General features: G+C 45.4%; 14 protein-coding genes. 4 read left to right on the top strand and 10 right to left on the bottom strand.

The features are described from left to right. Nucleotides 1-65: 65 nt before the first annotated feature. The 4 genes from AABK40_RS17155 to AABK40_RS17140 form a co-directional block, all read right to left on the bottom strand. The gene (locus AABK40_RS17155; RefSeq protein ID WP_332921421.1) at nucleotides 66-3,461 is read right to left on the bottom strand and encodes an efflux RND transporter permease subunit; all 3,396 of its coding nucleotides are present in this window, start codon (nucleotides 3,459-3,461) and stop codon (nucleotides 66-68) included. Nucleotides 3,462-3,476: 15 nt separating this feature from the next. After that, complete coding sequence (locus AABK40_RS17150; RefSeq protein WP_332921420.1) at nucleotides 3,477-4,616, bottom strand: efflux RND transporter periplasmic adaptor subunit; 1,140 nt, start codon at nucleotides 4,614-4,616, stop codon at nucleotides 3,477-3,479. Nucleotides 4,617-4,640: 24 nt separating this feature from the next. Beyond that, a complete protein-coding gene (locus AABK40_RS17145; protein WP_332921419.1) occupies nucleotides 4,641-5,975 on the bottom strand; it encodes a TolC family protein in 1,335 nt (444 codons plus the stop codon). 465 nt (nucleotides 5,976-6,440) lie between these two features. Continuing rightward, complete coding sequence (locus AABK40_RS17140; protein WP_338398284.1) at nucleotides 6,441-7,754, bottom strand: LA_2272 family surface repeat-containing protein; 1,314 nt, start codon at nucleotides 7,752-7,754, stop codon at nucleotides 6,441-6,443. 205 nt (nucleotides 7,755-7,959) lie between these two features. On the opposite strand from AABK40_RS17140, the gene AABK40_RS17135 reads away from it, so the two are divergent. Next, nucleotides 7,960-8,667 (top strand): thioredoxin domain-containing protein, encoded by a 708-nt coding sequence (locus tag AABK40_RS17135; RefSeq protein ID WP_338398283.1) that lies wholly within the window; start codon nucleotides 7,960-7,962, stop codon nucleotides 8,665-8,667. A 101-nt stretch (nucleotides 8,668-8,768) separates the two neighbouring features. Here the strand turns inward: AABK40_RS17135 and AABK40_RS17130 are convergent, their stop codons facing one another. The 4 genes from AABK40_RS17130 to AABK40_RS17115 form a co-directional block, all read right to left on the bottom strand. Further along, the gene (locus AABK40_RS17130) at nucleotides 8,769-11,132 is read right to left on the bottom strand and encodes an ATP-binding protein (RefSeq protein ID WP_338398282.1); all 2,364 of its coding nucleotides are present in this window, start codon (nucleotides 11,130-11,132) and stop codon (nucleotides 8,769-8,771) included. Between the two features lie 6 nt (nucleotides 11,133-11,138). Next, entirely contained in the window at nucleotides 11,139-11,570 is a 432-nt protein-coding gene (locus tag AABK40_RS17125) for a hypothetical protein (protein WP_338398281.1), read from the bottom strand. Between the two features lie 340 nt (nucleotides 11,571-11,910). Continuing rightward, nucleotides 11,911-14,256, bottom strand: coding sequence for an amylo-alpha-1,6-glucosidase (locus tag AABK40_RS17120; RefSeq protein WP_338398280.1), 2,346 nt, complete (start codon nucleotides 14,254-14,256; stop codon nucleotides 11,911-11,913). 148 nt (nucleotides 14,257-14,404) lie between these two features. Then, nucleotides 14,405-15,898: a TIGR00341 family protein gene (locus AABK40_RS17115; RefSeq protein ID WP_332921413.1), complete on the bottom strand. Its 1,494-nt coding sequence runs from the start codon at nucleotides 15,896-15,898 to the stop codon at nucleotides 14,405-14,407. Between the two features lie 185 nt (nucleotides 15,899-16,083). Between AABK40_RS17115 and AABK40_RS17110 the strand changes: the two genes are divergently transcribed. Continuing rightward, entirely contained in the window at nucleotides 16,084-16,443 is a 360-nt protein-coding gene (locus AABK40_RS17110; RefSeq protein ID WP_332921412.1) for a SnoaL-like domain-containing protein, read from the top strand. A 138-nt stretch (nucleotides 16,444-16,581) separates the two neighbouring features. On the opposite strand, the gene AABK40_RS17105 is transcribed toward AABK40_RS17110, so the two are convergent. Further along, a complete protein-coding gene (locus AABK40_RS17105) occupies nucleotides 16,582-18,231 on the bottom strand; it encodes a SusD/RagB family nutrient-binding outer membrane lipoprotein (protein WP_332921411.1) in 1,650 nt (549 codons plus the stop codon). A gap of 67 nt (nucleotides 18,232-18,298) precedes the next feature. Next, nucleotides 18,299-21,445 (bottom strand): SusC/RagA family TonB-linked outer membrane protein, encoded by a 3,147-nt coding sequence (locus AABK40_RS17100; RefSeq protein ID WP_338398279.1) that lies wholly within the window; start codon nucleotides 21,443-21,445, stop codon nucleotides 18,299-18,301. A gap of 667 nt (nucleotides 21,446-22,112) precedes the next feature. Here AABK40_RS17100 and AABK40_RS17095 point away from each other — a divergent pair. Together AABK40_RS17095 and AABK40_RS17090 are read left to right on the top strand one after the other, a co-directional pair. Beyond that, nucleotides 22,113-22,502: a hypothetical protein gene (locus AABK40_RS17095; RefSeq protein WP_338398278.1), complete on the top strand. Its 390-nt coding sequence runs from the start codon at nucleotides 22,113-22,115 to the stop codon at nucleotides 22,500-22,502. A gap of 194 nt (nucleotides 22,503-22,696) precedes the next feature. Next, entirely contained in the window at nucleotides 22,697-23,221 is a 525-nt protein-coding gene (locus AABK40_RS17090; protein WP_332921408.1) for a DUF1648 domain-containing protein, read from the top strand. The last annotated feature ends 348 nt before the right edge of the window (nucleotides 23,222-23,569 follow it).

The following is a 23,569-nucleotide window of genomic DNA, read 5'->3' as shown; positions in this document are numbered from 1 at the left end:
GACAAAAAAAGAGGCCACCTCACTAAAGAAGTAGCCTCTCATTGGGATATTAATTTTTGCGAATTTTATCCTTTCATTTTCATTTTCAGCTTATCGACCATCAGCACCATTACTGGCACAATCACCAGCGTCAGGAAGGTGGCGAAAGTCAGTCCGAAAATGACCGTCCAGGCCAAAGGAGCCCAGAAAGCCGCGGAATCTCCTCCGACATAATAGTTCAGGTTGTAATCCTGAAAGAACTGAACAAAGTCGATGTTCATCCCGAGGGCCATCGGCACCAATGACAGCACCGTCGTAATGGCGGTCAGTAATACAGGCACCAAACGGGTTTTTCCTGCATCTTCAATCGCCTGACGAAGGTGGGTCATGGTCATTTCCTCGCCCTCTTTGAGCGACATCTGCATTTCTTCTTTTTTCACGTTGCAGAAGTCAATCAGGACAATGGCATTATTCACCACCACCCCAGCGAGGGAAATAATCCCCATCATGGTCATCATCACTACAAAGTCCATCTGGAAGATCACCTCTCCCAAAAACACCCCGATGGTACTCAATACCACAGAAAATAGAATGATCAACGGTGCCGTTACCTGATTGAACTGAAAGACAATAATACCGAAAATCAGTACCAGGGCCAGCATCAGTGCCTCAGTCAGGAAGGACATCTCTTCGGCCTGCTTTTCCTGCTCACCACCAAAACGAACATGGTAGCCTGAAGGGACGTGAACACTGCCGAGCACCTTACGAATCTGATTATTGACATCCGTTGGGTTGTAGCCTGGCAATACATTCGACGAAATATTCAGTACCCTTTCCTGATTCAGGTGGTTAATCATCCCGAAGGTAGAGCTCAGCTTAAAATCAGCCACCGCCGATATAGGAATCTGCACCAGTTTACCCTGATCGTTCTTCATGCTCAGCATCTTGTTCTTGAGCGCATCAATATTCGATCGGTAATCCTCATTGAAGCGCACCTTGATGTCCCAGTCGTCCACGCCATCTTTATATTTTGTAATCAGGCTACCGAAAATCGCCGACCGAATTTCAGCCCCCACCTGCGTGGAGGAAAGACCATAATAGGCCGCCTTTTCACGGTCAATTTTTACATCGTACTCGGGCTTGGTCATTTCAAGGTCACTCGAAAGTGTTTCTATCCCCTGAATATTGGCGCCCTTCACTTTACTGATCAACTCATCACTCAAAGTCATCAGCTCCTTGAATTCATAGCCTGAAATTTCTACCTGAATAGGTTTCCCCACAGGAGGCCCCACTTTATTCTTATCCACCTTGATGATTACCCCAGGCTGATCGTGGATAGCCGCACGCAATTTCCCGAGAATTTTCTCCGTATCTACGCCCTTACGGTCCTCAAAATCCACAAAATCGACGGTAATTCGTCCCTCGTGATAAGAGGTGGACCCTTTGGCCGACAAGCCCACATTAGGGTCACCAGATCCCGTTCCACAGGTGGTTACCACCGACTTAACAACGTCCATATTTGGCTTCAGTACATCGAAAACCTGATGCTCAAGTGCATTGGTGGTTTGGATCGTCTTCTGAATATCTGTCCCGATAGGATATTGCACCATCACGTAAATCTGCGAAGGAATATTATCTGGGAAGAAAAGTACCTTGGGCATAAAGTTGATGAACAAAGCCACTGAAGCCACCAGCAAAGAGATTGTTCCTCCAAGCAGATAGACTGGTCGGCGGCCTTTCAAAGCAAACTTGATGGTTTTTGCATAACCGTTTTCAAGCGACGGAATCCCTTTAAGCTGAAATTTGTAGGCCCACGGAGAGAGCAAGAAGGTATCGAGAATACCCAAAATACCCACCAGCATGGTCAGGTTGCCAAACACCCTGAAGCCGGTCACCAAAAGCAAAGCCCCAACAACTATAAAACCACCCGTGATCATGAGCACCCGCTTTTTGTTCACTTTAGGCTTTTCAATATTGTCTTCCACCTTCATGAAAAAAGCGATAAAGGTCGGGTTGATCACCAATGCGACAAACAAAGAACTACACAATACAATGGCGATGGTAATTGGCAACATGCGGAAGAATTCCCCCATAATTCCAGGCCACAGAGCCAACGGAAGGAATGCGGCTACGGTGGTGGCGGTGGAGGCAATGATAGGCCAGGCAATTTCCCCAGCACCATAAATCGTTGCTTCAATATTAGACATGCCTGATTTGCGCAGTCGCACGACATTTTCCACCAGTACAATCCCATTATCCACCAGCATCCCGAGGGCCATCACCAAACCGAAAAGCACCATCGTGTTGATCGTCATGCCCGCCATTCTGATGATGGCAAAAGACATCAGCATAGACATCGGAATCGCCAGGCCGACAAACATGGCATTTCGGGTATTGAGGAAAAACAGCAACACCAAAATCACCAGCACCATCCCCATGATGATGTTATTCTCCAGGTTACGCAGCGAGTTCCGCGTAGCGGTGGACTGATCACCCGTACAGGTGATTTTCAGGTCGTGAGGAAATACCGATGCCTGCATTTCATCGATGATCTTACGAACGTTTTGCGTCGTTTCGATCAGGTTGTAGCCCCCACGCTTAATAACATCCAGCGTTACGGTTGGGTCGCCATTGATCTTGGAATAAGATTCCTGATCCACGAAACCATAGGTTACCGTCCCGATATCGCGCAGGTAAACAGGCTTTCCGTTTTGCTCCTTCACGATGATATTCTCCATATTTTTGGGGTTTTTAAATTCCCCCACAATACGAACCGAGCGGCGCATACCATCCTTGATGATATCCCCCCCAGAAATATTTCTGTGCTCATTCTGAACCGCATGTGAAATATCCTGAAAAGTGATATGGCGCGCATCCATTTGGTAAGGGTCGATATCAATATGAACCTCACGGTCATCCACCCCTTTAATCTGCCCTTCAGAAACCGAGGCCATTCTCTCCACCTCTTCCTTGAGTTTTTCGGCAAAACCACGGAGTTCATCTACGGTATAAGGCCCTGAGAACGACACGTTCAATACTGGAAATTCCGACAGGTCGATTTTTTTTACCATCGGATCGGTGGGCAGGTCTGTTGGCAACAACGAGCGCGATCTGTCCACGGCATTTTTCACACGAAATATGGCATCGTTAGGATCGACGTCCATATTAAATTCAACCGTAATCGAGGAGAAGCCGTCCGAAGAGGCAGAAGTCAGTTTCTTCACCCCTTCTTCCCTTTTAAGCTCCTTCTCCATCACACGGCTGATCAGCTGCTCAACCTCTACTGGGGAGTTCCCAGGGTAAGCCGTACCGATAAAGACCGTCGGGATATTTACTTCAGGGAAGTTCTCTTTGGGTAATTTTTGGTAACCAATAAACCCAAATATGATGATCAAAGCCGTCAGTACATATACCGTAATGCGGTTTTTCACCGCAAAGGTAGAGGCACCGAAGGACTTCAACAGTTTATTTTCTTTTTCCATTTTTTCTGATCCCAGTTAAGATAAACGCACCACATTGCCTTCATTGAGCTTGAATTGCCCTTTCGTAACAATCATCTCATTGCCTTTAAGCCCTGCTTTCACCCAGGTGTTACCCGCATATTCACTGCCCACTTCTACATAAAGCTTGTGAACAACCGACTTGCCATTTTCATTTTTCACCGTAAAAACATACTGCCCCTTATGGTCGGCAAGGATACTCTCGGTAGGCACAACCATGGTTTCACTGAGGCTGAAATCCGTCATTTTTGTTTTGACCAGCATATTCGGGGTCAGCGCATTCTGATGTTTCCCCTCGAGGCGGGCCTCCACCATAAAGGTTCTTGTGTTCAGGTCGATCACATTGGAAACCGCTGCAATCGGCACCTGAATTTTTTGTGCCCTGTTCGGTACTTCCACCTGCATGGAATCCCCTTTGCGGATGTGTCCCAAATATTTTTCAGACAATGCCACACGGATCAGCATATCGTTATTGCCGACCAGGCGAAACAAGGGAGAATTGATAGATACCAACTCGCCTTTATTGACTGGTAAATAATCCAAAGTTCCCGCAAATGGCGCTTTTACATACGCATGGCCAAGCTGTGTTTTGAGGGTTTTAAGCTTTTTGCTGAGGGATTCATAGTTCGTCTTGGCTTCAAGGTAGTCCACCTCTTTGCCAATGTTCTCTTTCCATAGGTCTGCCCGCTTTTCATAAATCGTTTTTGCCAGCGACAGATTGGTTTCTACCTCCGCAATCTGATCACGTACATTCTCCGCATCAATCTCCATAATTACCTGCCCCTTGCGTACCTTATCGCCTTCCAGAGCATGAATTTTCAGAATCCGACCCGTCGCTTCCGAAGCCACCATCACGTTGTCGCGGGACTCCACTCGTCCGCGAACTTCCACCTGATGAATATAGGTCTGCGGCTTAACTTGCATCACCGCCACCAGTTCAGGGTTTGTATTTTCGCCATAAGTCGGATCAAGCACCTTGATTTTCGCTTCCAGCGCCTGAATTTTATTTTGTGCTTCTGTAATCGCTGAACGTTGCTTGTCCACTTGCTTGGTCAGGCTTTTTACGCTCTCATCTTTACAGGAGGCCATGCTCAGTACAGCAAGGCAAAGGAGTGAGTATTGATATATTTTTTTCATTGATGAAATTCCATTTAAAATATTTTATAGCGAGCCCATCGCTTTTTGCAGCTCAATTTTAGCCACCAATGCCGAATAAATGGCGCGGTAATAGTTGTTCTGTGCCGTTTTAAAGGCATTATCCGCATCGATCACCTCCAGATTGGAACCCAGCCCACGCTGATACTTGGCCACCGCATGCTTATAAACCTCTGCAGCAAGGTCCATATTGTCCTTTTGAATACTGACCGTCCGCACGCTGGTCACCAGTGTGTTTTGCGACTGCTTCATTTCGATCTGAATCTGATCCCGTAAATTGGCCTTTTGCAAGCCCAGTTGGGTTTGCTCAAGTTTCAGACGCTGATGGGTTCGATGCTTGAGCATTCCATCAAAAATGGGAACATTCAGCTGTAGCCCGATAGCGCCACTGGCGAAATAGCTGGTGTTGAAAGTGGTGAGTGAGGCAAAATCATCACCAAAATTATTGTAACCGTAAGTCCCAATTAAAGAAAGGGTCGGCAGGTATTTATAACTGTTCTGATGCTGTTCCAAAAGCTTCAGGTGCTCCTGAGATTCCAGGATGCTGTACTCAATGCGGTTACTTACACTGCTGTGCACCACCTCTTCAAGGACATTTTCATAGGTCTGATCTTCCAGTCTGGTGATCAGTCGCAAGGGCTGATCAAGGTTCATACCCATCTGAAATTTAAGCATCATACGGCTGATTTCCGTTTCCTGACGGTTCTGGTTCAGCTCCACTTCCGCATTGTTAAGCTGTACCTTGATACGGTCCACGTCCATCTTCTCCGCAAAACCTTTCTCGTACATTTTGGCGGTTTCTTTCAGCAATTCCTCCAGGCGGTCATAATTACGCTTGATGGCCTGAAAACTTTCCTCATTGACCAACACCAGAAAATAAGCCTTACTGACATTCTCCTTGACCGTAATTTCAGATTGCTCGGCCTGCTTCACGGCCAATTGCTGGTAAGACTTCGATGCCCGCAAGCCGACAAAGAAGGAGCCGTCAAAAATCATCTGGCTCAACCGAATCGTTGAGTTTCCAGAATACTTCCTTCCGAACTGAATAGGGTTACCGTGCTCATCGACCCCGAAAGTGGCAATTTCATAATTGTAATCCTGACTGATCTGCCCGTTGATCTGGGGCAGGCCCTGCGCCGTGTATTCCTGCGTTTTGCGTCTGGCGATCTGGCTGGCCAAATCAGCGACTGTGAGTTCACGACTGTGTTGCTTGGCGTAGCTTATGGTTTGCTCTAAAGTAAAGGAAAGACTGTCGGTAACACCCTGGTCATCCGCTTTCGCAATATTAGAAAAACACAATAGTAAAGCTACTACAAACAGCCCGATATTCTGTTTGAACATACTTTTATAATAAAGGTAAATCGTTTGTTGCCGACAGCCCTGCGGTCGGCGCTGCATTATTCTTTTTACAAAAAACAGGAATTCCTTCGAAATTGTAGCCTACCTGAACATTTAAAATCTAAATGGACGTCCAAATAAAATTGGACACCCTAATTGACCTTTATATTATGAAAAACACCCTAAAGACAGATTAAAGAACCTTTAGCTTTTCTTCAAAGGGTTCGGTTACATGAAATCAGTCCGCTGTGCTGAGCCATGAATTGTTTGGTAATCGGCACTGAAAAACGAGCGGAACTTCCCTTATTACGACCGAAACCACCCCTTCTGCAAGCCCTAAATACGGCTTCAAAATCAGGCAACGTCAGCCACTCACCATATCAGATATGTACAAAAAAAAGGAAAGCCCTTCGACTTCCCTTTCATGGTATTTTAAAATGTAATTTGATCCAATCTTAACGGTCCGAATTAATTTCGGTCCCGATCCAGAATATGGAAGCGACCAAAGCGTAAGCCAAGCTGAAAACCTACCCACATTTGAATATTGGTATCGCCATGTGTTTGACTGTTCAGTATATTGGTTCTGCTGATGGATGGCAATTTCAAACCATCCTCATATTTCACATTCGAGGTCAGTACATTGAATGAAGGCCCCATCGATAAAGCAGCCCATCGAAACAAGCGTACTTCCATACCCATATGAAATTTGGAAATCAGGTTCAGTGAATTCGTCCAGGCTTCGTTTTCATTCACCTGTGTGGCGGTCAGTTCAAAAAAGAAATGATTCTTGGGGCTGACATGGAACTGCGTTCCCCAACCAAAGGTCAAGCCATAGCGGTAATAATTATTGAAGTCGTTATAGTTGCGGTAACTGATCCCATATATATTGTAAAAATTAGCGGACCCCATTCGGTAAGTTACCATAGCATCGAACACTTCATTCGCCTCCAATGCTACCGCCCGATAACCATGTCTGACGGCAGTGAGCACGCCAATATTAAAACCATCAATAGATTCCGCCACATTAATAACCCCAATCATGGAGCCCTTCACATGACGCGCACTGTTGATAACCCCGAGCTGCACCCCCTGAACATCGTTGGTGGCGATGTTAATCACCCCGACCTGATGTCCCTTCAATCCTCGCTGACTAATATTGATGGGCGCCACCTGAAGACCCGCCAAAGTATCCAGGCTGATATTCACAGCGCCCGCAAATTGCGCCCCCCGAACCTGCTGCAACGATAAGTTTACGGCACCCGCAAACTGGCCGCCCTGCAGCCCATTGGCCAAATTAAATACGCCAGAAAACTGGCCGCCACGTACACTATCGGCAATGTTTGACACCCCTGCAAATTGCGCCCCGAGGACATTTTCTTCCACGATATTGGCAACACCCGCCATCTGCAGGCCACGTAAACTTTGCCCTAAATTGGCAATTCCTGCCATTTGCACGCCTTCTGCAGCCCCCTGAGTGATACTGCCGAGCCCACTCATTTGCAGGCCGCGCATATCGTTGTACAGGTAACTTCCAATACCAGAAAACGAAGCCCCCGAAAGCCCGCCATTTTTCCCGAGCAGTAAATTGATCGAAAACTGATGAATGGTTTGCTCTGGGTCCAGGTTAATGATCTGGTCAGTGGACAATGGTGTCACGAGCGTAAACTGAACAGGATAGGTTTTTAAAGTTTCACTGCCTGTTTCCTGACCAGAAAAATCCTGTGCGCGAACAGCACCAACGGCCAACAGCATAAAAATGACTAATGTAAAATTTCGTTTCATGAATTGATTCATTCTAAAAGGAGATTGCTTGTTGCTAAATATAAATTGCTTTTACACTATCAGGATGCCATTCTTTTGATTTACCCCTACCTGAAAATAAAAAAAATGGCTATTTTTTTCTGCCACTACCCGCATCGGGCTAAATTTGTCTGAAATGACCACTTTTGCATTGCGAGTGGTTCCTTAATATCAAACCCTTTTTACGATGAACAAAACCCTATTACTCTTTTTATCGACCATCCTGTTGGTTGCCTGCTCGGCCAAAGAGTCCAAACAGGAAGTGGAGGTACAACAATTACAAAAAATACTGACACAACAGTCCATACAACTGCTTGATGTCCGAACGCCACAGGAAACAGCCAATGGAATTATAAAGACGGCCCAGATTGCTGATTTCAAGCAAGGCGAGGTGGTTGAAAAAGCCACTGCCATTTTCAAAAAAGATTCGCCCCTGTATGTGTATTGTTACTCAGGAGGGCGCAGCAGCAAAGCCGCAGAACAGCTTACCGCCGCCGGTTTTACAAAAGTATATAATGTAATCGGAGGGATAAAAGCGTGGCAGGCTGCAGGTTTCCCTTTGCAACCCACAGGTAAAATGAAGCCTATCGATCCCGCTGAAGTAACGGCTTTCAAAAAATCACTGGAAGGTGAAAAAATTCAGGCGGTCAACTTTTACGCTACCTGGTGTGCGACTTGCAAGAAGAATAAGCCACTGCTGAACGAAATCGCCCCAGCGTATCAGAATATCACCCTCAGAAATATCGATATTGATCAAGCAAATTCGGTTTATCAGTACCTGAAATTGCAGGCGGTCCCAGTGCTGATTATCTATAAAAATGGTCAGGAAATCAATCGTCTAAACGGTGCACTATCCGCTGAAGCCATTAAGGAAGCTTTTGCCGCTGCCGCATAAATTTTGATTGTAATAACCTGAAAAAGCATGGTGACTGATGGCCTATATTGCACAGGCCAACGTTCTCCATGCTTTTTTTATATCCGCTCGAAAGGGTGGCATTAAGTCAGGTCCATCGGGTTTTCCGCAACCTCATCCTGATTGGGGGTACTTTTGGCGGCATAGCGTTTAATGGTATGGAAAAGTTCATCAGGCTTAAAGGGCTTGGTAATAAAGTCATTCATCCCTGAATCCTCCGCCTCCTTTTTTGTTTCATCCAGCACTGATGCACTCAAAGCAATCACCGGTACGTTTTTGAACTTGCTTGTGCCCTCGCGCAATTTCCTGCAAGCGGTAAAGCCATCCATCACGGGCATTTGCAAGTCCATAAGAATCAAATCAAGTGAGGCACAATCCTCGAGAGCTTCAAGCACCTCGACGCCACTTTTGGCCACCACTGTCTCGACGGCCCACTTGTTCAAAAACTTGGTGGCGACCATCACATTAATGGGGTTATCCTCTGCAAGAATCACCGTCACCCCACGCAGGCCGCCCTCCTCTGCTTTGTGTTCCCGCTCCTGCTGTTCATCAACGGGAATATTGACCAGATCCAGTTTTATTTCAAAATAAAAGCAAGCGCCTTTGCCCTCCTCGCTTTTCACGCCAATAAATCCGCCCATCCGATCGATCAGGCATTTGGTAATCGACAAGCCCAAGCCTGTTCCGCCAAACTGCCGCGTGGTATTACTTTCCGCCTGAGCAAAACGCTCAAATATCAATCGTTGTTTATCTTCCGCAATCCCGATCCCCGTATCCTGCACCCTAAAATTGACAATCGCCTTGTTGCCCTTGTCCTTCTTCATACTGCATGACAGCTTTATTTCGCCCTCTTCTGTAAACTTGAGGGCGTTGCCAATCAGGTTGGTGAGTATCTGATTGATGCGAGTCGGGTCCGCCAAAACCATCAATGGAGGCACCGTTTCGAGGTTCAGCACCAAATTCAGCCCTTTGGCCTCCACCCTGCTTTCAAAGGTTTTCAACACCTGATGACACAGGTCGCCAAGATTTACGGGGATAGATTCAAAAATCACCTTTCCTGATTCTATTTTACTGAAATCGAGAATATCATTGATGATCGACAGCAGGTTTTCCGCAGAAAAGCGCAGCGTTTGCAGGCTTTCCACCTGCTCCTCCTTGGGGTCCTCTTCAATCAAAATGTTGGTCAGCCCAACAACGGCATTCAGCGGCGTCCTGATCTCGTGCGACATAATCGATAAAAATTCCGCTTTGGCTTTAGCGGACTCCTCCGCAAGAATTTTCGCATCTTTCAATTTTCGCTCATAAGCCAGACGCTCGGAAATATCTTTAAAAAACAGGCAGTAACAGCGCGCATCTTCAATACAAAGCACAGAAACGGCAATAGCGACCCGCACTTCCTCTCCGGCAGCATTCAAAATAATCCCTTCTTGATGCGTAAGGTCCTCCATATTATTTTGCTCACAATACTGACCAATGTAGGCCGAGGTAGGCGCATCCTTTGAAAAACTTTGCTGATAACTTACCCCATGAATTTCGGCTCGTTTCCAACCAAAAAGGGCTTCGAAGCGGGCGGTGGAATAAACCACCATTCCCTGCTCATCAATAATGACCACCCCCTCAGGGTTACATTCCAAAACCCTGAAAAGCTGCTCTTGCTGTGCAAGGTTGGAAGCCTTGATCTTTTTATTCTCCGCTGTTTTTTCATTCAGTGCATGAATCAACTCTTGCTGCCTGTTCAATTCTGCCAGCAGCACTTCTTCCATTTGTGCTTTATTGTACTGCAACACCTGATTTTCGTCGAGCACATTTACAGGTAAAAAAGAAAGCAAATACGAAAAAGAAGGCAGAAACTGATAGATCTTCCGCAGCTTGTAAAATTCCTCCTGAAACAAGCCCTTAGTAACCGCCCTGCCAAAGCGGCTTTCCAGCTGGGCAAACAATGATTTGGAGTAATTACTGATGGAAAGGTCGTCGGTCGTGCTGAAATTCACCAAAGCAAGCTGATGTTCAAAAGCCTTTTTCCAGCCCTCATTCAGTGCGCCAAAAGCCTCTTCGGACCGCCGAAGCACCTCGGCCATAAAAAGGGTGGCAATGGCGATTTTCTGCTGATCGAAAGGGAAAAATACCAACGAAAAATAAGGATGATACTCAAGTTCAGGAAAATGTTCGAGCAGATCGCGGCGGGTATGTGTTACCGAATGCCCGTTGCTCAATAAACTTTGTTCATACAACAAAAACAGGCTGACAACGCTCTGGGCACGCTCTTCCGCCGATTGCTTGGCATAAACTTTTACTTTACTCGCAAAAAGGGGAAGCTGCAAAGCCTGCGCTTCCATTTTCTGCTGAAGGTAACCCACCACACGACATTCCAGCCCTGGCGTATCGGAAGTCCCCGCACGCCTTAACCTAAAGATATTATCAAAACGACTACGCCAATTCCACGCCATAGCAAATTACATTTTACTTGCATGATAAATTTTATAAAAGCCCGTAGAAGAAAGGCCCCAGGTGATGATCAGTGCCACAAACCAGGCAATACTCCCTGCGACTTCACCAAGTAAGGTATTGAACAGGTTGAAGCCATAGAAATGATCGATCTGCATATGCAAATGCCCCACAGCCATGACCAAAAAGCCCCAGGCCATAAACTGCATCCCGGTGCCAAATTTTCCGCCTTTCAAGCGGTTGGCTGTTAAAAAACTGAACACTACGGCAATCAAAAGAAAGGGTAATTCAAGGCTGCCCAAAATCCCATTAAGCGCACCACCACTCAAGCCCACTTCAGCTTTGCAAATGGTAATTTCTGGCGTGGCAGGGATTAAAAATAAAAACATTGCCCCAATGCTGGCAACAAAAAAAGTGGAAAGCGTAAGTTTCTTTTTCATAAGTCAGTCATTATTATTTGGCTTTATAACGAAACTACCACTTCTTAGTCCGCAGAGCGTCCTGTTCAACACGTAAGGAAATTCACCTATTATTGAAAAATATTACATCAAAATCCTTCCGCATCGGCCTTCCCCCTTATGTCACGCCATCAGAAAACATTTACCAATGTAATATTCCGCCACGGAACACCCATTTTTAACCCCACAAAAAAGGGGAACACCTGCTGGCATCCCCCTTCATGAATTTTTTCGCACCGAGCAATCAATGAACACACTGAAAAGCTGGGCAAATGAACTTATGTGCTGACCTTCTCAAAACTACTGATGATCAGCCACTTTATTATTGTTCTGTCACAAAATCTGTTTCCGCAAAAATCTGACTGGCCTCCGCCAGTTTTTTCGCCTTCATATTTTCTGCACTATAACTCACGCTGGTAATATTTACAGGATCATCGTCCCCTTTCTGCAAAGCCACCCGCATTTCCTCATTGTTGGTCACGATGATCAGTGATTGCTCATCACCATTGATATTAATGGTCTGATCAGGATACCTGAGGTCATTGAAAGTGATTTTGCCCTTAAAGCCTTTCAAGTCATAAGTATATTCCTGTTCATTCTCATTTCTTCGGTAAGAAAACAGGCACAACTTTTTGCCCAGCCTAAACTGCGTATCGATATAGTCAAATTTCAATGGAATACGTGGCGCAAGAATCACGCGTTTTTCCTGAAGCTCCGGAAGTACACCAAGGAAATACTCACTCCAGATTCTCAGTTGTTCCGCATTGGCATTAGACTGAATCAGGGCGCCATGCATGGTTGGCAAAGCACGTTCACCTACCGTATTGGTTTCCGCCATCTCGCCCACACCACCGATTACGGTGCGGTCCATTGCCAATCGGTTGATATTTTCAAACAATCGGAAAGCCCTGCCGAGTTGGCCCACTTCAAGCATTTGTTTCATGGCTACCCCCGTTACACGAGGCCAGGTTTGTCCGTTGAAATCTGCCAGTACACGTCCCTGTCGGATGGACTTCACAGGATAATCGGCCACAAAATCTTTTTCCGATTTGGCAATCGTCGAAACCCCAAAAGGATAGACCAGTTTAGACCAGATATGCTCCAGAATTTCGTTGGCTTTATAGCCGTCCTTCAACAAATGCAAGCCCATAAGCTGATTACAGCGGAAGGTGAAATCCCTGCTGCCATTAATATCAACATGATCGGCTAAGCCCTGACTTGGCAGCCCCGTGAAATCCTTTCGGAAGTGATAAACCATCTTTTCACTCAGGTTATGCCATTTCCCTTGATCATCTGTATGTGCTGTTAAAGAGGCCATTTCTGCACTGAAGCACAAGGCATCGTACCAGGAAGCCTCCACTTCCACCGCCCTGTTGCCGCGCGGTACAAAAATGAACTTCCCTTCAATATCAAGGCCACTCATCCAGGTTTGGTTGTCCTGATGAAGCAAATACCCTTTTGCGTCAATTTTACCCTGATGCTCAAGGCCATCCAAAATCAGTTTTACATGAGGGTAAAGCTGATCGAGCAGGCTCATGTCGCCAGAATACTTCAGGTAATGCCATAAAGCACTGATGAATTTCAGGCTTGCGGCAGGTGCACTGTAAACGGGACGCCCATCGATCACCTCATTAGGGATTGCCCCATAAGTTTTGGATGCAGGGTCTCGGTCTTGATAGTTACTGAAGTTGATTAATATTTGCTTGGCGACCTCAAATTCACCCGTAACGAGAATTGCCCCTGTAAAGCTGGAGAAACAATCCTCACTCAAATTCCTGTTCGCATACGGAATACCGGTCATCAGGCTCGCCTGCTTCCCGTGGTTAATCAGCATGGCATCCATATTCAGGTGAATCCATTGCATATCCGCATTGAAAGTCGGACTGGAGGAGTGCATGGCATTTGTTCTCAGGAAATTCAGCAAACGGTTTTCTCGTTCATTTTTCCATGTTTTGGCATTTTTCCTTGCCTTGTCCAAGAGGGTCAATGCCTCTTGCTTGTTTTTTCCATAGGCAATAAGAAACTCCACCTTCCCTTTAGGTACTTCCAGCCGGCCACCAACAAATTTAGCGGGCTGATTTTTTCGCTCGCCTACCGCCACAAAACCATTTTCAGTGATGGTCTGATAAACGATGGCGTTATGCTGCTGATCAAAGATCAGCTCGCCGTGCCTTTGCCCAAGCACGGAAATTCCGAGAGTATTTTTTACCACCGTTGATTTTGGGGTAAAATCGATCGCTAAAACGGAATGCTGATCAAAAAGGTGGAAAACCTCCTTGCCCGCATGGTGCATCCTTACCAATTCGTGCGGACGCAATTCCGTTTGTCGCTTCACCTTCACCAGGCTACGGCCATCAGCATACAGCTGATAATCGCGCAATACGATCTGTTTGCCGACATGCCATCCCGCATAAAGGGAATAATTTTTTTGGTCGATTTTCTGGGTCTGCCCAAAGAAAAAATCACCGGATTTATTGGTAAAGAAGAACGGCCGACTCTCGGAATAAGGAATATCAACGGTCAGTTTATCCAACAGAAAAGTGGAGATCCCTTTAGGTGTAGGACTCACCCGCGGGTGCTTTTTGGTTTCGGTTTGCTCGCAGGAACAAAGCAGGACTAAAATGAACAGCAGCGCATGGCTGATTCCATTTCGTATATTTGGCGTCATTTATTATATCTTAATAGTAGGTGCTGATTTCGCAGGTATAAAGATCGTAAATCCTGTCTTCACTAAAAAACGTGCACTCACGATTACCCGCTAAACTAATAATTTTCAATAGCTTAACAATAAATATAGCATAACGTCCCTGAAAATGTTAATCTACCGATTGATCTTCCACCATACGCACCTTTACTTTGGTCTTGGCTTCGAGAAATCGCTGTAGCCTTTTTCGATTTCTTTTCCTTTCTTTTATATACTGCGGCTGATTATAATCCCACCTGAAAGTAGCCAATACGGTTTGTTTTGGCTGTTTTTCACTAAAATCCGAAGTGCTGATTTTTCCTACGGAGAGGCTTTTCAGCTCGGGAAAGATGACTTTGGCCGTTTTGGAAATTTCATGGAACGGGATGCTGTCATTCTGTAAAAACACCAGACTTTTCTGCAGGCTATCGTTAGCGCTGAGCTGATTAACCAAAGCGAGGTTACTCTTTTTTAATTCTGCATCAAAGCGCTGTTGCAGGATGGTCATTTTTGAATTAAAAATCACCAACTGCTGTTTCATTTGCGCCTGTTCCTGATCGGGGGGCGAATCTGTCGGAATAAGTTCGAGCACCGCTTTTTTTGGTGCCGTCATGGCCAATACAATCGATTCATCATATTCCTCAATCAGGTTACTTTCAAGCTGCCGAACAGAATCCTCTGTAATATAGGTTCCAAAGTAATAGACCTTCAGGTTAAGGACATTGAGGGTGTCCCGCTTTTCGGACCACTGCACCCCTTTATTGAGGTCGCCATGAATGTAGCTGGAAATAAAGTTCTCAATCAGTTTACGTTCCGTAATTCTTTTTACTGAGGCAAAAAGATACACAATACTGGGGATCAGCAACAATACCAAAATGACAATCCCCCAGCGTTTGGACCGCACGGACTTTTCTTCGTCGGGGGTTTCAACATGAGGAAAATGAAGCATCCGCACAATGGCGTAGGTCGATAGGCTGATCAGTACCGCATTGATAAAAAACAGGTAAAATGCCCCACCAAACACATTGAACTGCAGGGTGGCAATCCCATACCCCGCGGTACACAATGGCGGCATTAAGGCCGTAGCAATAGCCACGCCCGGAATGGCATTGGTCTTGTCGGTGCGGGAACCCGCAATAATGCCCGCGAGCCCACCAAAGAAGGCCACAAAAGCATCGAGGATGGTCGGGGCGGTGCGGGCTTTCATCTCGTCGGTGAGTTCCCCAAAAGGCGAAACCTTGAAATAAATTACGGCCACCAACAGGCTCAGGCCAATGGCCACCATAAAGTTACGCCCAGATTTTATCAGGTACTCCCGGTCATTAATCCCCATCGACAGGCCGATCCCGAGAATGGGCGACATCAGTGGGGAAATGAGCATGGCACCAATAATTACTGCCGGGGAGTTGGTGTCCAGACCAATACAGGCAATGATGGTGGAACAGATCAGAATCCAGAGGTTGGAGCCCTCGAGCACCACCCCATCCTTGATTCCTTTGATGGTTCCAATATAGTCGGTATCCGCCGCCAGGTTCATGATGCGGTGAAAAACCAATCGGTTATAGGCGAAGAATTCACGCAAGCCCAGTAAAAACAGCTTGATGAATCGTTGATTTCTTTGAGGCATAAATAAAAAAAAATATCCCTGCGGCTGACCATCAGCAGCGGGTATTCCTGTGGGGCTCAATATATATGAAATATTGTAATTGTCGATTTATTCCACCTATAATTTTCACAATAATAACCGTAAAAAATCAGCTTAACATTTAAGCCTCCGTTGTGGTTCATCTGCTGTAATCAAAGATCAAGCAGATGAGTAATTTAGCAAAAGCCAAAGAGCTTTACGATATGATGGCGCAAGGCAAAATGATGGATGCCTTTGAGAAGCACTACCATCAGGACTGTAAAATTATTGAAGCCACGGGGGAAGTCCGTCAGGGAAAAGATGCCCAGCGCAAGGCCCTTGAGGACTGGCAAAACAACTTTGTCAAGGAAATGCATGACGGGGGCGTCGATGCCATTACGGCGGATGAGCAGCAGAACATCACGATGGTGGAAAGCTGGACGGATTTGACCAATCAGCAGGGCGAACGCCTGAAAATGGCAGAAGTGGCGGTACAAAAATGGCAGGACGGCCAAATTATTCAGGAACGTTTCTACTATAATAGCTAAGCCAATGGGTAAAAGTGCCTGAATTTCCATGACCCTATGGCCGAAGGTCCGCGGAGGAATGGCCCTAAAATTAGGAACAAAAAAAAGAAGCACTGGTTGGGTGCTTCTTTTTGTGATGTATAGTGGTTGGGTTATTGATTATTTCTTCGCCCAGATCAATGGCACCAACATGTTGTTTGCTCCAAGGTCTTCAATGGCTTGTGTGTAGTTTGCGCCGTTCAGGTCAAACTCATCCAATGGGTATCTCATACGGGTAGGAACAACATCCTGACCTGCCAAACGTGGCGCAAATGGGTGTTCAATTGTTGAGCCATCCTCTGCCACTTCGATATAAGAAATCTCTCCTGGCAAGTACAATGTACGAGGGAAGCCTGTACGTCTGTACTCTGCCCATGCTTCGTGACTTTGCGTAAATAAGGATAAATATTTCTGAGTAATGACCGCCTCAAGGTCTACCGTTGTCGGCAAAGCGTTGATGTAATCGTTGGCCATATCCGCAGGAACACCCCATTGTTCCATAGAAGAACGGATACCCTTTTCGTAATAGTCTGCATCAAAATTATTAACTTCTGAAAGCAAGAAAGCAACTTCAGCATAAGTCATCAAAGGCTCAAGGTAATCCACCTGCAAGCTGTTTTGGCCTGGCAATGAAGCATACTGCCCTACCTGCTGCGCCAAATTATCACTTACCCCTACAGGAATACCGATATAATCTTGCAATTCGCCTGGCTCCACTTCTTTGGCCTTAATCTGCGCCAAAGCATCAGAAAGCAACATGTTACGCTCTTCATAATTTCCTGGTGTTGCATAGGCATACAAACGAGGATCAACGATGCCTTCGAATGGGTTATTGTAAGAGGCGCCGTCAGGCTTCGATAATTCCCCTTTCAGTACGTCTACAAAGTGTTTCGACAACATGAAATCGACACGGTTATTCACAAAGTACGACTTGTACATTGGTGCCCCTTTAATGTCGTTGGCTTCAAAATGATAGAAAGCCCCTTCGTTTGTTGCGGCAATCAACTCCGCAGGATTACTTTTCAGTTCGTTGATATGCGCCATGGCTACATCTGCCAATTCAGGCACATTTTTCACACGAACAGCAATACGCAAACGTAAAGAGTTGGCCAATTTTTTCCAGTAGGTTGCATTCCCACTGTAAATCAGATCATAATCAGAAAATACAGGCTTCGACTCATCAATCTCCCCGGCAGCGGCTTTAAGATCTTCCAGCATATCCGCATATATCTCTACAGAAGGTGCATATTTTGGGAACATGGAGCCTCCGAGTGCCTGAAAGTTTTCGCTTTCGCCACTGTACGATTCGTAAGGAACTGCACCGAAAGTATCTGCTGTCAGCTGAAAAGTAAAGGCCTTCATCACACGGGCAGCCTGCACCTGGTTGTTGGCATTGCCGTACACTTCCGCATAATCATAAGAATAATCTGGGTGCTCGGCAATTTTAATGATCTGGTTCAGGTTGTTCAGCGAAAGGTAGATCGATTTCCAAACGTCGTTGGTCACACTTTCACGATATACATAACGGTCCTCATCCTGGTAGTTACGCGTACCGTAATACTGCATCCAGATATTCCCGATTCTTGCCCCGAACCACTCATCACGGGTATCGTTCATCAGCTGGCGGGTACCATGGTAAAAGAGGGAATAAGTAGGCACCAATTCCGGCTCGTTTGGGTTGACGTTAATTTTGTCGAAATCCTGTGTACACCCTGCCAGCGTTAATGCTGCCAGTCCAATGCCACAAGCTATGTTTTTCAATAATTTCATTTTGATAAAGTCTTTGTTCAAAAAAAGATAAGGGTGGTGAGGCAGTGGTTACTCCCTCACCTGTTGCTTAAAACTTCACAGACACATCGAATCCGAAAGTAGCTGTTGGTGGCAAGGCGCCACCCTCGATCCCCTGAACGTTACCCGATGAGGTTACGGCAGTTTCTGGGTCGAAGTGAGGATTATCCAATCCCCAGATGGCCAGGTTACGGCCATAAGCACCCACTCTGATGGCCTGGAATGGGCCGATAATGCTGTTCGGGAAAGTATAACCGATGCTGATCTCTCTCAGCTTGATATAAGTCGCATCGAAAACATTCTGCGCCTGTGGTCCTGCGAAGTGAGATTTACCCCAAGTGTAAGCACTTGTTGGGCGATCGTTCTGAACATACTCCCCACTTTCGTTCTGGTAAACGCCAGGTAGAATCATGCCTGTTTCACGAATCCCGTTAGCGGCAGTTTCTTCATACATTCCTGAGTACATACCGAACATATAAGAGGTTGAGAAATAACTTCCACCTTTTTGCATGTCGATCAATACCGAAGCATCAAAATTCTTATAGCGGAACGAGTTACGGATACCGAGGTTAAAATCTGGAAGAATAGACCCCAGTACCTCTGGTGTTTCCGTTGCAGCGTAAACCATTTCGCCTTCACTGTTTTCTACCAACACGCGGTTACCGTTGCCATCATAAACATAATCCGTTCCCATAATTGCACCATAAGTAGAACCTGGGAAGGCATTTACTGTGGCGTTGAATGGCGCTGATGCCAAACGGTAGTTGTCAATACCGTCAGCCAGTTCCACTACCTGATTTCGGTTTCTTGAGAAGTTAAAATCAGTATGCCAGTTGAAATCTTCCTTGCGGATAACATCCACACCCAAGGCCAATTCTACCCCGTAGTTACGCATCGTACCTGCATTCAGCAGATCGAAAGTATAACCTGTTGAAGCGGAAACTGGCACGGCAAGGATCTGATCGAAAGTTGACATGGTATAGTAAGTCGCATCAAGTGTTACGCGATTATCGAACATCGACATCTCCAGACCCACTTCCCACGAGCGTGTTGTTTCTGGTTTCAAATCTGCATTTGGACGAGTGGTTGGCATCATGTAATCTGCACCAGTATCATCCACATTGGCGTAGGTGGTCATTAGGCGGTAAGGGTCTGTATCGTTACCTACCTGTGCCCAACCGAAGCGCACTTTACCGAAATCCAACCAGGACAAATTCTGAATCGCTTCCAATTCCGAGAATACAAAAGAGGTCGTGATCGATGGATAAAGGAAAGAGTTATGGGCAGACGGCAAAGTTGATGACCAGTCATTTCTCAGTGTTGCATCAACATATACCATGTTTTTCCAGCCAATCGAAGCCGAACCAAATACCGAGTTCACACGCTTTTGTTGCTCACGGGCAAAAGAAAGCATGCCACGGCCATTGGTTACATTGTATAAGTTAGGGATCAGCAGGCCACCTACGGTAGAGGCTGAGTTCATTCTGTAATAGTTGTCACGGCGGTTAACACCAGCAAAAGTGCTCAGGTTCCAATCCTCACCAAACTGCTTGGTATAAGAGATCATCGCCTCAAGGTTAACCTCTCTGTTGGTATGGAAATCCTCACCAAAAGATGACTGCGCCTGAGATCCTACTGCTACACGCTCATAAACACGGAAGGTGTAGGCATCATAGAATGCTTTACCGGAAATGTTCAATCCTTCGGCCAATTCGTAAGTCAAGCCCATTGTTCCGTAATAACGGTCACGCTCATCATTCTGATAGTTTTCGTGACGCGTCCAGTAAGGGTTGTCAGTATAAGCTGGTGTTCCATCGGCGTAAGAAGTACGGTTCCATGCACGTTGCGAACCATCAGGATTTTTGTAATCTCTCAATCGGTTGTAATCCAGCTGGCGCTGTGACCATTGCATAGAAGACTGAACGATGTTGCCGTTATCGTAACCCGTCATCGGACGACCCAAAGCGGTAGTACGAATGTAGTTCATCGACGCATTGGCCTTCAGTTTGTCTGTAAATTTGTAATCTCCAGAGAAGTTGAACGTGTTACGGTCCATTTCTGAATTCGGCATATAACCTGTAGAAGTCAAGTTGGTATAAGCAAGACGGAAAGACCCTTGCTCGTTTCCACCACTCAGGGCAATAGAGTTTTGCAACTGCACGCCAGTGTCAAACATCGACTGAATATCGTTTGGTGTTGCTCTCCACTCACGGGTTTCAAAAGTTCCGTCGCCACGGATACCATCCCAGTGTACTACCTGCTGACCGTTGAATTTTGGTCCCCAGGATTCATCAGTATAATAAGGAACAAACTTATAGCCATCGTGCTCTCTTACGGTGTCGAATTCTGAAGAAGAACCACCACCATACTGGTTTTGCATTTTAGCAATCCAGTTTACTTTTTCAAAAGTAACCGATGTTTTGAAATCCACACCAATCCCTTTTTGTTTCGTGCTTCCTTTTTTGGTGGTAATCAAAATTACCCCGTTGGCTGCACGGGCACCATATAGTGCTGCAGCAGAAGGCCCTTTCAGTACCGACATGCTCTCGATATCATCTGGGTTGATATCCTGCGCCATATTACCGTAATCGTATCCACCAGCACCACGGGCAGTGTTAGAATCGTTAAAATCGGAGTTATCCAATGGCACGCCATCAACAATATAAAGTGGTTGGTTATTTCCTGAGATAGATGCTGCTCCACGGATCAATACGCGAGATGAACCTCCCATTGATGAACCACCAGAAACCTGCACACCAGCTACTTTACCCGACAATGCACTCATGGCATTCGGCGTTTGTGCTACCGCAAGGTCCGATCCGCCTACTTCCTGAACAGAGTAACCCAAGGATGCTTTATCTCTTGAAATACCCAGTGCAGTAACCACAACTTCTGTCAGTTGCTTGACGTCCTGCCCAAGGGCTACATCGATCTGTGTTTGGCTGCCTACCTGAATTTCTTGTGGAGCAAGTCCGATAAAGGAAAAAATAAGCGTAGAACCTTCTTCAACGGTTAGTGAATACGCCCCGTCGAAATCAGTAATCGTTCCACCTTCGCCACCTTTAATAATGACGTTCACACCCGGGATGCTCTCCCCGGACTCTGCTTCAGTGACCACCCCAGAAACGGTCTGCTGTGCCCATGCACTCAGTCCGCAAATTAATAGGGTTAAAGTTAGTAGTATGGATTTCTTCATGTAATAAAATGTTTGATTATTTGTTGCTCTTTTGAAGAAAGGCACCAAGCTGCTCTCGCAAACATTTTACAGAAGACATATGTAATAGGTATGGGACAAAGTTGAGGGAAATTTTATTGATATAAAAACACGATGGAGTTTCCATCAAGTATCCCAAAATCACATCGTTAAACAATTCAAGGACGAAAGCGTGTTTTAAATTTCCGTGGCAAAAGATCTGAAAACCTTACTCATTTGAGTGATAAAAATCGATAAAATGATCGTCATTAACACCATTTTTAAAATATTGAGGTACCAAAAATGACAAATTCATAATTGGCCCCTCGTTTTAATCATTATTTGTGTGAAATCTTAATGTTAAATATCCAACACGGATAAAACGCATTGTTATAAAAATGAATTTCGTATTGATAGTCGCCTTTACCACTATTGTATTATTCTAAGCTGATATTTTTTAAAAATATTTTATCTGTTATCCAAAGCCATCATTTTTAGGAGAAAAGGATGTTTTATTTATAACCCGATAAACGATATACGTCATTTTTATAACTAACAGATTTTCATTATAGCATTCAAACCTCTCATCCGACCGTCCCCCAATAACATTGTGACCAACCTTACTGTTACAGTTGTTAAATGTAAGTCGATTGATTTAAAACAAGTATTTATGGTCGGTACCTTCTTAAAAATAGCTTTTTTATGTTGCACAGTTTTGCACATTCCTATCACCAACTTGGAACAGGATATTCCTGGGAATTCCCCCATGGCAAATCAGTACAGTCTGCTTTCCGACAGCCCGAAGCAACAGGAACCAAAATATATCAAATTCAAGATTAAGAATAACAGCAAAGAACGACGACAATTCTTTGTGAAAGGGCCGAAGCCTGATGGTGGCAAGTTTAGCTATGGTTTCCCTATGGAGGGCTTTGAGGAACGTGATGAAAACTGGACCGTCGGCACCAAAATATATATTGTTCAGGAAATGGGTAAGCGAAAATTTATCCGAAAAATTGAAGCCATGGACGAAGGTAATACAGTGCCACTTTTTGTGGAATAGGCAATACATATCAACCTCCCTGCCTCATAAACATACTACTCCATAACGATTTGGGATACTCGCCGACTCAAGATGCTACAGGTCTTTTTTTGTCGATAATACTGATCTGCTCAGCCCAAATTGCCTCATGAGGCAGCCATTCCTGCTGAAGCTTACAAACTGCCCTGAATCATCATATCCCCTTATACCAACTAATGACGACAACATCCTTTAACAAATTTGCCTACCGCCCACGGATAACGATCAACCTGGACTGGACTGATTATATCGTGCTTACCTTCATTTTGAGCGCTTTTATTTTTTTAGCGACCTATCCGGTCATGTATTATGACCAACTGCCACAACAAATCCCCATTCATTATGGCCTGGATGGGCTGCCCGACCGCTATGGCAGTAAAGTGGACATCTTTCTACTTCCTATCATTGCCTGGATCACCTGCTTTTCGCTGTATTTCCTCAACAAGTTCCCGCACCTGTTCAATTACCCCGTAAAAATCACCAAACGCAATGCCCGCCGACAGTACCGTATGTCTACCAAAATGCTGCGCCACCTGAACGCCCTTTTGTTACTGCTGTTTTCGGTGATGGTTTATTGGGAAGTGGAAATTGCCCGAGGCAACCGCCAGGGCTTTAATAATTATATTTTCTTTGGACTGATGTTGGCGCTGACGGTTTTGATTGGGTATTATGTTTATCAGGGTAGACAGCAGAAGGATTAGGTAAGTTGTGGTTTTGCTCCTCCCGGTAGAGGGCTCCTCCACAATCATAGTAGGGTACTTACTCACAGAATTTTACTCTACTGGTTATGGGACTGTCGCATAACTCGGTTTTTTTTATTAAGCACAAAATATTATTTCCTGAGCTGTACGGATGCACCTATGTGTGTATCCAAACCATCCAAAATTTATGATGATTCGGGCAGGCACACAGGTCAGCCCGTTCAGTGTCCAAATAAAGTTTCGTGGTATAATATCGGATTATGGTTGTGCAACAGGCCCAAAATTACCATAGGCAATATTTATTTAGGTCAGACACATGGGGCTGACCCCAATGTCATTAAGTTAAGG

The organism is Persicobacter psychrovividus, assembly GCF_036492425.1.
GTDB classification, from domain to species: domain Bacteria; phylum Bacteroidota; class Bacteroidia; order Cytophagales; family Cyclobacteriaceae; genus Persicobacter; species Persicobacter psychrovividus.
Note: the sequence above shows the minus strand (reverse complement) of the source record. Positions and strands in the feature narration are given on the sequence as shown.

Bases quoted from the DNA above. Each gene is read 5' to 3' on its own strand.
- AABK40_RS17155 (WP_332921421.1), bottom strand. From the start codon at position 3,461: ATGGAAAAAGAAAATAAACTGTTGAAGTCCTTCGGTGCCTCTACCTTT.
- AABK40_RS17150 (WP_332921420.1), bottom strand. From the start codon at position 4,616: ATGAAAAAAATATATCAATACTCACTCCTTTGCCTTGCTGTACTGAGC.
- AABK40_RS17145 (WP_332921419.1), bottom strand. From the start codon at position 5,975: ATGTTCAAACAGAATATCGGGCTGTTTGTAGTAGCTTTACTATTGTGT.
- AABK40_RS17140 (WP_338398284.1), bottom strand. From the start codon at position 7,754: ATGAAACGAAATTTTACATTAGTCATTTTTATGCTGTTGGCCGTTGGT.
- AABK40_RS17135 (WP_338398283.1), top strand. From the start codon at position 7,960: ATGAACAAAACCCTATTACTCTTTTTATCGACCATCCTGTTGGTTGCC.
- AABK40_RS17130 (WP_338398282.1), bottom strand. From the start codon at position 11,132: ATGGCGTGGAATTGGCGTAGTCGTTTTGATAATATCTTTAGGTTAAGG.
- AABK40_RS17125 (WP_338398281.1), bottom strand. From the start codon at position 11,570: ATGAAAAAGAAACTTACGCTTTCCACTTTTTTTGTTGCCAGCATTGGG.
- AABK40_RS17120 (WP_338398280.1), bottom strand. From the start codon at position 14,256: ATGACGCCAAATATACGAAATGGAATCAGCCATGCGCTGCTGTTCATT.
- AABK40_RS17115 (WP_332921413.1), bottom strand. From the start codon at position 15,898: ATGCCTCAAAGAAATCAACGATTCATCAAGCTGTTTTTACTGGGCTTG.
- AABK40_RS17110 (WP_332921412.1), top strand. From the start codon at position 16,084: ATGAGTAATTTAGCAAAAGCCAAAGAGCTTTACGATATGATGGCGCAA.
- AABK40_RS17105 (WP_332921411.1), bottom strand. From the start codon at position 18,231: ATGAAATTATTGAAAAACATAGCTTGTGGCATTGGACTGGCAGCATTA.
- AABK40_RS17100 (WP_338398279.1), bottom strand. From the start codon at position 21,445: ATGAAGAAATCCATACTACTAACTTTAACCCTATTAATTTGCGGACTG.
- AABK40_RS17095 (WP_338398278.1), top strand. From the start codon at position 22,113: ATGGTCGGTACCTTCTTAAAAATAGCTTTTTTATGTTGCACAGTTTTG.
- AABK40_RS17090 (WP_332921408.1), top strand. From the start codon at position 22,697: ATGACGACAACATCCTTTAACAAATTTGCCTACCGCCCACGGATAACG.